We start from the raw sequence: 14,540 nt of genomic DNA on the forward strand, positions 1-14,540 counted from the left end.
TCGGGCCGCCTGTGGCAAAACCCTCAGGTTGGCGTTGGGCAGCCGATTGAGGAGCAGAGAGGTTCCGCGAGCTGGGGGAACGCGTATGGTCTGGCGACGGGGACGTGACGGTTCGGCCGCAGTCCAACCTTCAACGGTGGACGGCACGCAGCAGGTCGCGGCATCTTCCGAACGTGACGCGCTCAGGGCGGAGGTTGAATCGCTACGTGAGCGGCAAGCGGCAGCGCTCGAGCGGTTCGAACTGATGACCGATGCGGCCGGGATCGGCCTGTGGGACATGGACGTTGTCGCCGATGATCCGGTGAACCCGAACAACGTCTTCAACTGGTCTCAGGATTTTCGCCATATGCTCGGTTTTACCGACGACCGGGACTTTCCGAACATCCTGTCGAGCTGGTCGTCCCGCCTGCACCCCGAGGACGTGGACCGTGTGGTCGCAGCGTTCATGAACCACCTCAACGATCGAACCGGACGGATCCCGTACGACATCGAGTACCGGTTGGCTCTGAAGGATGGCAGCTATCGCTGGTTTCGCGCGACCGGGGCGACGAAGCGCGACCGCAACGGTGTGCCGTTGCGTGTCGCCGGTGCGCTCTTCGACATCGACCGCGAAAAGAATCTCATGGCCACGGCCGAGGACCAGCTTGACCAGTTGACCGCGTCCGCGGCGAAACTCGACCAGGTCAGTCACGACCTCGGGCAGGCTGTGAGTGCAGCCGCCGCCCGGGCGGATGAGGCGGCGGCGACGATCAGCAAGCTGGACGCCAGCAGCATCGAGATCGGCAACGTGGGCAAGCTGATCACGAGCATCGCGGCCCAGACGAATCTGCTGGCACTCAATGCCACCATTGAGGCGGCGCGGGCCGGAAACGCGGGCAAGGGATTCGCCGTCGTCGCCGGTGAGGTCAAGGAACTGTCGACCGAGACCGGTCAGGCTACCGAACAGATCGAGGTGCAGATCAAGGAGATCCGCATCCGGACCGGCGAGGCGGTCAAGAGCATCCAAGAGATCAACGCTACGATGCAGGCACTTCGCTCGACGCGAGAGGCCGTCGACTCGTTGGTCCGCGAACAGAAGCTGTCAGCGCCGAGTCGCCGATGATCATTCGACGGTGATGCCCGCGCACTGCAGCACGACGACGCCGAGCGGGCGCTGCTGGGCCTGGCGCACGGGCTGGCCGAGGCCGGCCGGTTCGCGGAGGCGGTGACCGTCCAGACGGAGGTCGTCGCGCTGTATCAGGACCGCGGGGCGGGGGACAGCGGCGCGCTGTGGGCGCTGCTGGGCCTGGCGGTCTATCTCGGCCGGGCCGGACGGAGCGGGGCGAGCCTGGATGCCGACCGGGAGGCCCTCGCGCGGCTGCGTCAGATGGCCGCAGAGCAGCCGGCGATACGGCCCACCCTGGCGATCTGGATGGCCGGCTCCGCGCTTTGGTTCACCGTCGCCGCTCACCCACGGGAGGCCGGAGAGCTCCTGCGTGAAGCCGCCGCGATCTGTGCCGGGCTGCCGGCGGTGGGCTCGCCGTCCGGCGTATACAAGTCCATTCAGGCCGCCCATTTCGCGCGCTCCGGCGCTCGGGCCGAACCGGCCGCACCGGGCGGCCGCAGGATGCGTACGACCATGGGGCAATGCTGTCTCGGGTGCGCAGTGAGGTGCTGCGCGATGTGTTGCCGTCGCCGGACGCGGTGCAGATCTGGGATCGGGGGCCTGCCGGGTCGCCACAGCGGCTGGCCTGGCTGCCGTCGTGGCTGCCGCTCGGCATTGACGTCATGGGCGGACTGTTGTTCGCAGACCTCCGCGCCGGGCCTTTGCACGGGGCGGTGCGGTCATTCTTCCGCGACTCCGGGGCCGGGGATCGGTTCGCCTGCGAGCGCGGCGTCAAACCTCCCCGCAGAAGGCCTCAGACACCGCCGCACTTGGAACGCCAGGGGCAACAACTTCATGCTGCCGCGTGACCCACTTCCACCCCGTTCGGGCGGCAGGGAGCGCTTCGTCGTCCCACCAGCGCCTGATGCGTGGGGCGGCCGGCTACCCCGCCAATAAAGCCCACCGCAAGGAGATTGGGTGCCCCGACTGCTGCCGTGGCGATGTTGATGGCGCTTCTTGAGATTCCCGGATCAGTACCGGAAGGCGCTCACCGCGGTGCGTAGCTCGGCCGACATCACGCTGAGTTCCGCCGCCGCGGCGCGGGCGGTGGCCGCGCCGTCGCGGGTGCTGTCCGCCGCCTGCACGACCTCGCTCATGCCGCCGCCGATGCGCTCGGCGCCGCCGGCCGCGACGTTGAGGTCGCCGGCCATGCCGCCGGCCGTTGCGCTCTGCTCCTCGACCGCGGCCGCGATAGTCGTCTGGTACTCGTTGATACGCCGGATGACCTCGCTGACGCTCGCGATCGACTCCACCGCGCTGCCGGTGTCGGCCTGGATCGCCTGCACCCGCCGGCCGATCTCCTCGGTCGCCTTCGCCGTCTCCTGCGCCAGGTCCTTGACCTCGCCCGCGACGACCGCGAACCCCTTGCCGCTCTCGCCCGCCCGCGCCGCTTCGATCGTCGCGTTGAGCGCCAGCAGGTTGGTCTGCTCGGCGATCGCGGTGATCACCTTGACCACATTGCCGATCTCGGCCGACGACATGCCGAGGCGCTTCATGATGTCCTCGGTCGCGGCGGCGACCTCGACGCCGTCGCGGGCGACCGTGGCCGCCTCGCTCGCGCTCGCCGAGATCTGCCGGATCGACTGGCCCATCTCGCCGGCGCCGCCGGCGACCGAGTGCACGCTGCTGGACACGCTGCCGAGGTCCTGGCCGATCGACGCCACCCGCTCGGAGGTGCGCTGTGCGCTGCGCTCCAGGTCCTGGCTGGTCTGCTCGAGCTGGGCGGCGCGCCCGGACAGGCCGGTGCTGCTGCCGGCCAGGGTGCCGACCGCGGCGCGCATATGGGCCGTCGCGGCGTTGACCGACGCCGCCATCTCGCCCAGTTCGTTGCGGGTCGTCACGTCGACGGTCTGGGTCAGGTCACCGCCGGCGAGCGCCTGCAGGGCCTGCCGCAGTCGCTGCAGCGGGCGGATGATCGCCCCGGCGACGAGCCCGGCGAGGATCAGCGCCACCAGCAGGCCGGCGACGAGCACGATGGTCAGGCTCAGCCGGGCCTGCGAGTACGTGTCCCGGGCTGCCGCGAGGCGCGCCTCGCCGATCCGCACGGAGATGGCGGTCAGGTTGTCCAGCGCGGCGATCGTGCGGTCCGCGGCCGGGTTGAGCTTCTGCACGCGCATGGCATCGAGCTCGGCCGTGCGGCCCTGAGCGCTCAGCTGCTGTGCCTGGTCGCGCAGGGTGAGGAACTCCTGCCAGCTCTGCTGGAACGACGCAAAGGCGCCGCGCTGCTCGGCGGTCAGGTCGAACCGGCCGTACGCCTCGGCGCCGGCGTTGAGGTCCTTCAGGGTCTGGTCCTGCATCGCGGCGAACGTCTGGCGCGCCTGGTCGCCGGCCGACGTGGTCGTGGCCAGGGCGCTGTACCGGAACTTCCACACCAGCTCGTGGAGCTTGCCCAGCGTCTCGGCGGGCGCCACGGCACGCCGGTACATCTCGTCGCTCTGCGCGGCCACCGAGCGCGTCTGCACCAGTCCGAGCACCCCGATGACCAGGGCGACCAGGCCGGTGACGGCCACGGTGACCATGATGGCCTTACGGACACCGAGCGAACCGACCATCCGCTCCACCACATCGACTCCCAAGTGTCAGGGCACCACGGCCACTCCCACCACACCCCATCGGCGCCGCGCCCGCGACGCTGAGGAAAACGCCGGCCGCCCTCCCGCCGCCGCAGCGAGCCGGCCGTCGCCGAGCACATCAATCGCATCTTCGCCAAACTCGGCCTCGGTGCCGACGCCACCACACACAAACGTGTCCAAGCCGTCCGTCGCAACGACAGCGGTCAAACGTTCGGGCGTATGGCGTCGGCCGGCTGTTCAATTGACTCGTGTTGATGTCGTCCGTATTCTGCCGTTGTGTTGATCCTGGCCGATCGGTAGCCACGGAATGCTGGCGGGCGGCGACAGCGAACCGAGTCGGGTCCGGTTCCGGCTGCTCGGACCGCTGCGGCTGTGGGACGGCACGGCGTGGGTGCCGGTTGACGCCGCGCAGCAACGGGTGGTGCTGGCGCTGCTGCTGCTCAACGAGGGTGGTGTCGTCGCCACCTGCCGGCTGATCGACGAGATCTGGGGAGCCCGCCCGCCACGCGCCTCGGACAGCGTGCTGCGCGGCTACGTGATGCGGCTGCGCCGCCAGCTGGGCGGCGGCCGGCACGGGCCGTTACGCACCCGCACCGGCGGGTACGAGCTGGCCGTCGCGGCCGGGGACGTCGACGCCCGGGTGTTCGAGCGGCTGGTGGCGGACGGACGGCGCGCGTTCGCGGCGGGCGAGCGTCCGACCGCGGCGGCCCGGCTGGCCGAGGCTCTGGCGCTGTGGCACGGCGCACCCCTGGCCGACGTGCCGGCCACCCTCACGGTGGCGACGCACGCCCGCCGGCTGGTCGAACTGCGGCTCGCGGTCACCGAGGAGTGGTCGGAGCTGTACCTCGGCCTCGGCCGGTCGGCCGAGGTCGTCGACGCACTCCGGCAACTGGTCGAGGAGCACCCGCTCCGCGAGCAGCTGTGGACCGTGCTGATCCGGGCCCTGCACCGAGGCGGCCGGCGCGGCGAGGCGCTGACCGCCTTCGAACGCGCCCGCCGGGTCCTGCTCGGGGAGTTGGGCCTCGAACCGTCGGCGCAGCTGCAAGCCGTACACGAGGCGATCCTGGCGGACACCCACAGCGCCGAACCGGCGACCGGCTGGCGCGCACCCCGGCAGCTACCGGCCGACGTGCCGGGTTTCGTGGGCCGCGCGTGGCACCTGAACCAGCTGGCCCGGCTGCTGCCCGCGGATGCCGAGCGCCCGGTGCCGGAGCCTGTCGTGGTCTGTCTCACCGGGACGGCCGGAGTCGGGAAAACCTCCCTTGCGGTGCACTGGGGGCATCGTGTCGCCGAGCGGTTCCCCGACGGCCAGCTGTTCGTGAACCTGCACGGGTACGACCCGGAGGGCCCCGGCCTGAATCCGGCCGCCGCGCTGCGCAGTGTGCTGGAGTCGCTCCAGGTGCCCGCCGACCGAATCCCGGCCGGGGTGGACGCGGCCGCCGCGCTGTACCGCAGCCTGTTCGCCGGCCGCCGGATCCTGGTGGTCCTCGACAACGCCCGCGATGCCGGGCAGGTCCGGCCACTGCTGCCCGGTACGCCCGGCGGCGTCGTCGTGGTGACCACCCGGACCGACCTGCCCGGCCTGGCGATCGCCGACGGTGCCCGATCGTTGCCGGTCGGCCTGATGAGTGCCGGCGAGGCCCGACAGGCCCTGGCCTGGCGGCTCGGGTCGCGGCGGGTCGCGGCGCAGACGCGGGCCGTCGACGACCTTGTGGCCCGCTGCGCCGGGCTCCCGCTGGCGCTGGCCATCGTCGCCACCCGCGCCGCGGCCCGGCCGGGGCGCGCACTGTCCACCGTGGCCGGCGAGCTGGCGGCCGCCCTGACGCCGGCACCGGACGGGGCCGCACCGGCCACGGCCCTCGACCCGTTCGCCAGCGGCGATCCGGCAACCGATGTGCGGACTGTCTTCTCGTCGTCGTACGGTGCGTTGACCGAGCCCGCCGCTCGGCTGTTCCGCCTGCTGGCCGTGCACCCGGGCCGGGACGTCACCGAGCCGGCGGCCGCCGCCCTCACCGGCGTCGGGGCGGACCGGGTGCGGGCGCTGCTGGGCGAGCTGACGCGGATGAACCTGCTCGCCGAGCCGGTCGCCGGCCGGTACGCACCGCACGATCTGCTGCGCGCGTACGCGGGTGAGCTGACCAACCGGACCGATCCCGTCGAGTGGCGACGCTCGGCGCTGGAGCGGGTGCTGGACTACTACGTGCGCACCGCGGACGCCGCATGCCGCCTGACCGACCCGTTGCAGGAGCCGCTCGACACCGCGCCGGCGCAGGTAGCCGGGTGCGACGGGTTCATCGACGGGGCACACGCGAGGCAGTGGCTGCGCGCCGAGCTCGGCAACCTCCTCGCCGCGCTGTTCCGGGCTGAACGGTCCGGGTTCGACCGCCACGTGCAGCGGCTCGCGTGGCTCGTCGCCGGATTCCTCGCCCGCGACGGCCGGTGGCACGACCAGATCGCCGTGCAGCGGACGGCTCTGGCCGCGGCGGCCCGGCTCGGCGACCGCACCGGCGAGGCGCACGCCCACCGCACGCTCGGCAACGCGCTGGCGCGACTGGGCCGGTACGATGACGCCGAGCGCCACTACCGGTACGCCCTCGACGCCTACGCCGGTCTCACCGATCACGCCGGACCCGCCCGCGTCCACGGCCACCTCGGCTGGCTGCACGGCCGCCGCGGCGACCACACCGAAGCACTCACGCACAAGCAGCGGGCGTACGAGTTGTACCGGGCGGCGGGGCACCGCACCGGCCAGGCCCGGACACTCGACCAGATGGGGCGCAGCCACGTGCAGCTCGGCGCCCACGAGACGGCGGTGTCCTACTGCCGCCGGGCGATCGACATGCTCCGCGAGGCCGGCGACCGGCACGGCGAGGGCCTGGCCTGGGACGGCCTCGGCTCCGCCTACCGCGAGCGCGGCGCCGCAAGCCCAGGTCAACGGCACCGCAGGGTCGGATGGCATCATTCTCGTGCCGTATCGCAAGGTCCGGTTCAGTGTCGTGTCGGCGACGCCGACCTTCTTCGTCGGCGACTCGCGGATCGTGACCAACAACCTGGACAGCCCGGTCACCGCCACGTTCACCGCGATGCAGTCAACCACGGTGACCGTCAGCGTCATGGCCGGTACCTCGGCGAAACTGACCGAGAAACTCCAGCAGACCGTGAACGTCACGATCACGGCGTCCCGCACGACGTCCGTCGGAGTCAATACCACCGCGACGGTGGCGCCGCACAGCTCGGTGCTGGGGCAGTACGGCGTGCAGGGCTACTACGTGGTCTATGACGCGCAGACCATCCTCTGGTACTGGTGGCAGGGCCGCTGCTACGACGAGGGAACGCAGCGCGGCACCACTGCTGCGCCGACGTCGGTCGAGGGCTGGCAGCTGTCCGCCGCCTGAGCCGCCGAATCGACCCCGGGCGGCCCGCTACCCCCGGCGCGCTTCGGCGGCCGGACGCCGCCCGGGTCGTGCGGACAGGACGGGCCGGTTGATCACGAGGTCGGCACGTCGGCCCCTGTTCGCGCACTCACCGGATGCGCGACCGTCAACTGATGCGCCTCGTGACCGTCTCGGTGCGGACCCGCCGGGCGGAGGGGCTGGAGACGTCAGTCGGTCACGATGTGACGGTGCGGCCGTTGAGGTGCTCGAACCCGTCCTTGATCAGCATGCGGAGCACATCCAGGTCGACATCGGCGAGTCGTTTGATGTACAGGCACGACCTGCCGGTTGTGTGCGGACCCAGCCGGGCCATCAGCTCCGCGTGCTGGTCATACCCGTCGGAGATGTAGAGCGTCAGCGCCTGTTTGCGGGGGGACAGGCTCACCGCCGGCCAGTCGGCCTCGCGGCCCGAGGCGTACCGGTAGTGGTACTGGCCGAAGCCGACGATGCTCGGACCCCACATTGCCGGCTCCAGACCGGTCACCTCTCGCATCAACGCGCAGACCTCTTCGGCATCCGCCCGGCGCCGCGGGTCGGGCACCGTGCCGAGGAAATCGGCCACGCTCGCGCCGGTGCGGGTCGTCTTCGGCTCGTTCGCCATGACGGTCAGGCTAACCCGGCCGCCGGTCGGATCGGTACACGGATCTGTTACCAGGCCAATCCCGCATGGTACCGGCGAGGATCTCACCCCGGGCGGCTGTGAGCCGATAGGCGCCGCATGAGACCTGTCCCGGCCGCCGCGGCGCCAGTGTTCGCCGCGGTCGCGGGGGCGGTGTCCTTATTCGTGCCGGGCACCACCGCCGCACACATCGCGTACCTCATCGGATTCACAACCGTGGTGGTGTGTGCCTGGGTGGGCCTGCGGAGCATCTCCGGGCCCAGCCGCGGCGCGTACCGGTTCGTCGCGGCCGCGCTGACGGCCTGGCTGACCGGGGACGTCCTGTACGACGTGCTGGACCGGCTCGCGGGGCCGCTCGGCGACCTCTCCCCGTCCGACTTCCTGTGGCTGGCCGGCTATCCCTTCCTGGTGATCGGGATGGTCAAGCTGGCGCGGCTGCGGGCGCCAGCACGACCAACTCACCGGCCTGGCCAACCGGACGGCGCTGAGCGCCGCGCTGGAGCTGGAGCTGTTCCGCGCGTCCGGATTCGGGCCGGTGGTCCTATACATGGACCTCAACGGCTTCAAGCAACTCAACGACCGGTTCGGCCACGCGGTAGCGGGCGGCACCGGCCGTAGCCGGCGCCGCCCGTCGATCACGTCACTTGCAGCTACCGACGAGACAGGTGCTCCACAGCGAGTGGGTGTAGCTCACGCCCGCTCCCTTGACGGGTCCGTTCTCGGTGCCCAGCCAGCCGCCGGCGGGGTTGGTGCCTACCGAGACGTCCCAGTCGCTCCAGTCCGGGGCGCCGTTCGGCTTGAGACCGACGCCGGCGCCCCACCGGCCCACCGAGCCGGAGACCGACGCGGCCTGCCGGCCGCTCGACTTGTGCGCGTACCCGACGGTCGGGAAGCTGAACCCCAGGCCGGCGCTGGTGGAGACGGCGTTGCTCAGGCTCAGCTTGCCGTTCTGCCACTTGGCTTTCCAGCAGACCTTGTGGACGCAGAACGACTCCGTGACGAAGACGTGTTTCCACAGATAGCTCTGGATGGTCTGGCCCTTGGGACCCGGGTACTTGCCGCACTTGCGCATGTACGGGTCCGCGGCCGCGCAGTGGTTCCACGCGTCCACCTTCTTCTTGAGTGCGGCCGCTCTGGCCTTGGCGATCTGCTCGGCCCGCCGCTTCGCCGCCGCGTACTCCCGGGCGGCCGCCCGGGCCGCGGCCTGTCGCCTCGCGTAGTCACAGCTGTCGCAGTAGTGCGTCTGCGCCTTCTTGGCCTGGTACCTCTGGTAGTCGCAGCCGTCGCAGTAGTGGTGACTGGCCGGGCTGGACGCCTTCTTCTTCTTCTTCTTCGATCCGGACGACTTCTTCTTCTTCTTCGGCGCCGGGGCGTTGTCGTAGCCACCGCAGCCGTCGCAGTAGTGCCCGCCCGGCAGCACCCGCCACTCACCGTCCGCGTCGTTCATCGTCACGGGAGTGTTGTTCGCGTACGCGTACGCGTTCATCTGCTGCGGATCGCTGGGATCGATGATCGGGTCGACCGAGAGGAAGCGCCCGGTGTCCGCGTCGTACTCGCGGGCGCCCAGCTGGGTGAGGCCGATCGACGAGTCCACGTTGCCGCCGACGTAGCCACGGTCCGTCGTCCAGGTCGGGGCTGCCCCGCGCAGCTCGCCGAACGGCAGGTAGCGGCGCTGCGTGACGGTCAGGTCGTCGGCGTCGATGGACAGTTGCGCCGTGCCCATCCGGTCGGCCGCCTCGAACGTCAGCCCTCCGGCCGTCGTGCGCACCGCCGTGACCGAGCCCAGCGTGTAGTACCGGGTGGCGGCCAGGGCGCTGGTCGACTTGGTGAGCTTGAGCTCCGCCGGTCCCAAGTAGACGGTCACCGCCTCGGGATCCCGCCGGATCAGGCGGTTGCCGTCGGCGTCGTAGAGGTACTCGGTGGTCTTGCCGCCCTCCACCACCTTGCTCAGGTTGCCCTCGGCGTCCCAGGTGAGGATCTGTGCCGAGCCGGCCACGGTACGCCCGGTGGTGTTGCCGTCGGCGTCGTAGGTGAACCTGTTCGTGGTCCCGGAGGTGGTGACAGTGGACAGCGCGTGCGGCCGGCTCGCCCCGGCCGCCGGATAGGTCGAGGTACTGGTCGTGCCTGTACCCGTGGTGGTGTTGTAGTTGGTCTCGGTCAACCGGTTGCCGGTCTTGTCGTACGTCCAGGACTGCCAGTAGGGCGCCGGGCCGCCCAGGAACGCCGCGCTCGGCGAGGTCGCGCACCTGTTGGTCGCTGTCCACGCCGATGTGAGCCGGCGCAGGTAGTCGTACGTGAAGCACTGGGTGTCCGCCGCGCCGCCCGCCGGGGTGTCGGCGATCCGGGTGACGTTGCCGGCCGCGTCGTACGTGTAGTTGACGTCCGAAACGTGCATCGGCGCCACGCTGCGGTCCACGACCGCCCGGGTGAGCCGGTGGGTCGAGTCCTCGTAGAAGAAGGTCTGCGCCACCTGCTTGCCGCTCACCGACTGCAGCGTGTACTGCAGCGGCTCGTCGTACACCGAGTAGGTCGCCGCGGTGAGCAGCGTGGACAGCCCGGTCTGGGCGGTGGTCAGCCGTCCGTCGGAGTCGTAGCTGTACCGCAGGGTCTCCGCGGTCAGCCCGCCCATCGCCGGATAGGTCACGACCTGCGTCTGGCCGGTGTCGGTGTACCCGGTGTTGAACTTGTAGGTGCCCGCCAGGCTGCCCTCGGCCGGCGGGATCGTCACCGAGGTCCCCAGCGGGCGGTACCTGGTGTCGTAGTTGGTGACCGTCGTGCTGTACGCGGCGCCGCCGACGTAGCGGGTCGACGCGGTCGGCTGCCCCTTCGCGAGGGTGTCGTACGTCCAGTCGGCCAGCTTGGTGCCGGACGTGGACCCGCTGTACTCCGCCGTCTTGCGGCCCAGCGCGTCATAGGTGTACGCGAGCGTGTTGCCCTGGGCGTCGGTCGTGGTCAGGAGCTGGTCGGCGTTGTCGTAGGTGTAGGTCGAGGTGCCCTTGTCCGGGTCGACGTCGGTCACCTTCCGGCCCCGCAGGTCGTAGGTGTACTTCCAGACGTTCTCGGCCGCGTCGGTCACGCTCGCCAGGTCACCGCCGGGCGTGTAGGTGTACTTGGTCGCGTCGTAGCTGCCGGTGGGCGCGCCCGACGTGTACTGGCGCAGCTCGGTGGTCTCCCCGTCCGCGTTCGTGATCGTGGTCGTGGCGGTCCCGCCGGCCGGCGGCGTGACACTCGTCCGGTCCCCGCCGTAACTGGTCGTGGTGCGCCACTTCTCCGTGCCGTACGAGAGGAAGATCTTGGTTGTTTCCCGCTCGTCGCCGTCGTAGACGGTGACCGTCTGCCCCGGAACAGTGTTGTCGGTGACGGTCAGCAGCGTGGTGCCCGCGGTCCCGTCGTTCCAGTAGGCCCCGTTCTGCTTCACCAGCAGGCCCCGCGAGTCGTAGAAGTCGTCGGTGACGATCCGGCCGCCGCCGGCCGTCGGGCTCTGGGTCTGCCGCTGGCGCAACTGCCCGTCGAAGAACGCGTACTGCGACTGGTAGGTGCCGTCGTCGCGGATGGTCTGGGTCGTGACGACGTTCGGCGCGGCCGTCTGCACGAGGTAGGTGAACTTGTAGCTCGCCGAGGCGCCGCCCAGCTTGGACCGGTCCGCCAGCCACACCGCGCTGAGCCGGCCGAGCGGGTCGTAGGTGAGGTCGGTACGCCGGTTGTTCGGGTCGACGATGACGGTCTCGCTGCCCCAGGCCGGCTCGAAGGTCGTCGTCGTCACGTGCCCCATCGCGTTGGTCACCGTACTCGCCGTGACCGGGCCGCCCGATGCCGGCGTGAAGTCGGTCTTCGTCTTGGCGTCGAGCGCATCGTACTTCTCGATCACCCGGCCGTAGCGGTCGTAGACGGACCGCTCCGACTGTACGTACACCGGCGTGCTGCCCGAGTAGGACGCCAGCTCCTGTTTCAGGGTCTCCTCGCCCCGGGTCGGTGCCGACCCGAAGGTCGTGGCGCCGTCGTAGAAGGTCCGCACGTCGGAGATCACGTTCGACGGGTACGAAGGCGTGGTCGTGCACGCCACCGACACCCGCTCCTGCCGGACCACGTAGCTGGTCAGCCAGGCCGACGTGTTGCGGGCATAGGTGGTGCGATTGCACTCCTCGTCCCCGGTCACCGACGTGTCGCCCAGGTCGTTGGCCTGGACCGGCATCCCGTACGAGTCGTAGGTGGTCTGCACCTCGGTGCGCCGCCAGCCGCCCGCCGCGAGCGCCAGCCGGGTGCGCTTGCGGGCGACCCCGACGAGGTACGCCTTGGTGCTGCCGTGGGTCGAGGTCGGCGACGAGATCCAGGGGTCTGCGATCGCCCCGTCCAGCACGCTGCCACCGGCCCCGCTGTAGCTGATCTCCTCGCGGGTGAAGCCGGCCAGCGCCGGGCTGTCGGTGACCGCGGTGCCTTCCGAGTCGGTGACCGACACGCTGCGCGTACCGCTTGTCAGCTTGTCCCCGTTCATGCCCCGGAAGTACAGCGTCTCGGTCTGCGACGGTGCCTGGCCGGCCGCACCGTGCGTCACGCGCACCCGGCCGTACCCCCGCCACTCGCTCCAGCTGCGGTACTTCGCCGGCGTCAGCTCGTTGTCGTCGTGGTGCCAGGCGGCCCCGCCGAGGTACTCGTAGTCGGTCTCCTCGATCCCGGCCAGCCCGGACTGGTCGTCCTCGAGCACCTGGATCGGCACGTACTTGTGGAACCAGTCCAGCTGCGGGGAGAGGGCACCCTCCGGCACCCAGTACGCCGGGAAGCAGCGCTTGGTGTTGGAGTCCGGGGTCGGTGCGGCCGCCCGCGTGCACTCCTTGGCCGAGTAGTTGACCCGGGTGTGCCCGCCGGACTCGTCGTAGATGTCGGTGACCCGCCATTTGTACATCGGCGGGATGCCCTCCTCGGCGTCCACCCGGTTCTCCAGCTGGGTGCCCTCGAACGTGACCGCCGGCAGCGCGCTGGTGCCGCCGACCTTGCCGGTCCGGGTGATCGAGGCCAGCCACAGCGCCGGCGAGGTGCCGTCGCCGGGGTCACGGAACTCGTAGCCCAGCGCCCAGCCGTCGACGTCCTTGTAGGTGGTACCGGAGACCAGCACCTGGGTGGTGACGCCCGCCAGCCGCTTGCGCGACCAGAACGTCGGCGCGTACAGGTTGGTGCAGCTCGCACCGGAGGCGCACGCCTGGTCGTACGGGGTGTCCGGCCAGTTCTTCGCGGTGTCCTTGGTGATCGCCCCGGTGCCGCAGGTGGCACCGGCCGCGCACCGCTCCTCGACCGCGAGGTTCACCCGCATCGGGGCCGCCGCCGAGTACATCGTGTCCGCGCGCTGCCCGTAGTCGATTCGGCTCAGGTACCCGGCGCGGACGTATGAGGTGCCGGCCGACGCGGTCAGGTTGCGCCCGTAGTAGTTCGTCTCGGTCGTGTAGAAGTACGACATCGCGTTGCCGTCCGGGTCCACGACATAGTCCAGATTCCAGCGGTACGCCTGAGTGCAGTACGAGGCCGCGAAGGTGGACGCGTGGCACGGCTCTCCCGAGTCGTTGCCGAACACCGGCGCGGTCCACGCCGAGTTGGTCACCTCGTTGCCGCTCGCCCACCCCGGCAGCCGGTTGAGCCCGTAGTAGAACTGCGTCCCGTCCGGCGCGGTGACCCGCCAGTACTCGCCGTCGTTGTCGCCGTTGGTGGCCCCGGTCAGGTGCTCGATCCGCGACCCGTCGTCCTGCTTCTTGCGCCACACCCCGGTGCTGTCGTCCTTGACCAGCTCGACGGCGTCGCCGCCGGCAGCCAGGAACGCGTTGTCCGTCTCCCAGCACATGTCGTACGGCTTCGTCGTGGTGGAAACATCGTCGGAGCACGACTTGTAGCGCCGCTCGATGAAGCCCTCGCTCAGGTCCCAGCCCTCGCCGACCCAGGAGGACTGGTTGTTGGTCGCCGCGGTCCGGCCGTCCACGCTGCCCGAGGAGTAGCGCAGGTCCACGTCCGGCTCCGGGCCGCCCAGCGACGGGGGCACGTCCATCGGGTACGTCCACGCGAAGTCGCCGGACGAGCCGCCCGCCTCCCACGACGACGAGGCGGACAGCTTCGTCGCCTTGTAGTCGCCGGCGCTGCCGGCCGGCGCCGCGGTCGCCGCGAGCGTGGTCACCGTGCCGCCGGTGAGCGAGACGTCGGCGGTCAGCGTGCCCTTCGCCGTGGCGTTGTCGGTGTCGACCGGCGTGCCGGCCTGGCACTCGGCGCGGGCCGGGGTGCTCAGCGCACACGCCGGCAGCTGGACCAGCCGCAGCCGGGACGCCCAGTCGCCGCCCCACGCGTTGCGGAACGACGAGTAGTCCACGGTCACCTTCGCCTGCCCGGGGCTGTCCCCCTTGACCTGGAACAGCAGGCCGTCGACGCCGGCCCGCTCGGTGGCGGCCCGGTCGAGCACCTCGACCGTCGCCTTCCCGCCGGTCGGCTTGCTCAGGTACACCGGCAGGCCGCCGGCCCGGGCGCGGGTGGCGCCCAGGGTCACGTCGGCGGCGCCGGCGGCCGGCCAGTCCACCTTCGCCGGGGTACGCAGCACCGACTTGTCGGCGGCGGGCTTCGCGGCCTTCGGCGTGAAGTTCTTGCCCGGCACGGATCGTTCGTTCCGGGCGGCGGTCTTCCACTGCACCGGCGCGGCCTGCGCCGGCGTGGCGGGCACCACCTCCTGGCCGGCGGCCACCACGGCCACCGCCAGCAGTCCGGCCAGCACACGCCGGCTCACGGTTCGGTGTTTGCGCATG

Annotated in this window: 8 protein-coding genes and 1 pseudogene; 5 read left to right on the top strand and 4 right to left on the bottom strand. The window is 70.9% G+C overall.

What is annotated here, in order from left to right:
• The first annotated feature begins 136 nt into the window (after positions 1-136).
• Positions 137-1,102 carry a methyl-accepting chemotaxis protein gene (locus ABT369_RS09040; protein ID WP_350611172.1) on the top strand — a complete coding sequence of 322 codons (966 nt, stop codon included), beginning with the start codon at positions 137-139 and terminating at the stop codon, positions 1,100-1,102.
• On the opposite strand, the gene ABT369_RS09045 is transcribed toward ABT369_RS09040, so the two are convergent.
• Positions 1,103-1,450 carry a hypothetical protein gene (locus ABT369_RS09045; protein WP_350611173.1) on the bottom strand — a complete coding sequence of 116 codons (348 nt, stop codon included), beginning with the start codon at positions 1,448-1,450 and terminating at the stop codon, positions 1,103-1,105.
• Between the two features lie 176 nt (positions 1,451-1,626).
• Between ABT369_RS09045 and ABT369_RS09050 the strand changes: the two genes are divergently transcribed.
• Positions 1,627-1,953 carry a hypothetical protein gene (locus ABT369_RS09050; RefSeq protein ID WP_350611174.1) on the top strand — a complete coding sequence of 109 codons (327 nt, stop codon included), beginning with the start codon at positions 1,627-1,629 and terminating at the stop codon, positions 1,951-1,953.
• Between the two features lie 162 nt (positions 1,954-2,115).
• Here the strand turns inward: ABT369_RS09050 and ABT369_RS09055 are convergent, their stop codons facing one another.
• On the bottom strand, positions 2,116-3,696 hold the full coding sequence (locus ABT369_RS09055; RefSeq protein ID WP_350611175.1) for a methyl-accepting chemotaxis protein: 1,581 nt from the start codon (positions 3,694-3,696) through the stop codon (positions 2,116-2,118).
• Between the two features lie 328 nt (positions 3,697-4,024).
• Between ABT369_RS09055 and ABT369_RS09060 the strand changes: the two genes are divergently transcribed.
• Complete coding sequence (locus ABT369_RS09060) at positions 4,025-6,997, top strand: AfsR/SARP family transcriptional regulator (protein WP_350611176.1); 2,973 nt, start codon at positions 4,025-4,027, stop codon at positions 6,995-6,997.
• Complete coding sequence (locus ABT369_RS09065; protein WP_350611177.1) at positions 6,972-7,112, top strand: hypothetical protein; 141 nt, start codon at positions 6,972-6,974, stop codon at positions 7,110-7,112. The genes ABT369_RS09060 and ABT369_RS09065 overlap by 26 nt, the downstream gene beginning before the upstream one ends.
• Before the next feature lie 214 nt (positions 7,113-7,326).
• Here the strand turns inward: ABT369_RS09065 and ABT369_RS09070 are convergent, their stop codons facing one another.
• Entirely contained in the window at positions 7,327-7,752 is a 426-nt protein-coding gene (locus ABT369_RS09070; RefSeq protein WP_350611178.1) for a DUF1801 domain-containing protein, read from the bottom strand.
• A gap of 475 nt (positions 7,753-8,227) precedes the next feature.
• Between ABT369_RS09070 and ABT369_RS09075 the strand changes: the two are divergent.
• Positions 8,228-8,359 (top strand): annotated as a pseudogene (locus ABT369_RS09075) (diguanylate cyclase domain-containing protein); the annotation flags it as partial.
• Between the two features lie 51 nt (positions 8,360-8,410).
• Here the strand turns inward: ABT369_RS09075 and ABT369_RS09080 are convergent.
• Positions 8,411-14,521, bottom strand: coding sequence for an RHS repeat-associated core domain-containing protein (locus ABT369_RS09080; RefSeq protein WP_350611179.1), 6,111 nt, complete (start codon positions 14,519-14,521; stop codon positions 8,411-8,413).
• Positions 14,522-14,540: the final 19 nt, after the last annotated feature.

The organism is Dactylosporangium sp. NPDC000244 (assembly GCF_040300725.1).
Classification (GTDB): domain Bacteria; phylum Actinomycetota; class Actinomycetes; order Mycobacteriales; family Micromonosporaceae; genus Dactylosporangium.

What these genes read in the sequence shown, in the direction of transcription:
- ABT369_RS09055 (WP_350611175.1), bottom strand. Translation starts at nt 3,696, where the DNA reads ATGGTCGGTTCGCTCGGTGTCCGTAAGGCCATCATGGTCACCGTGGCC.
- ABT369_RS09050 (WP_350611174.1), top strand. Translation starts at nt 1,627, where the DNA reads ATGCTGTCTCGGGTGCGCAGTGAGGTGCTGCGCGATGTGTTGCCGTCG.
- ABT369_RS09060 (WP_350611176.1), top strand. Translation starts at nt 4,025, where the DNA reads ATGCTGGCGGGCGGCGACAGCGAACCGAGTCGGGTCCGGTTCCGGCTG.
- ABT369_RS09070 (WP_350611178.1), bottom strand. Translation starts at nt 7,752, where the DNA reads ATGGCGAACGAGCCGAAGACGACCCGCACCGGCGCGAGCGTGGCCGAT.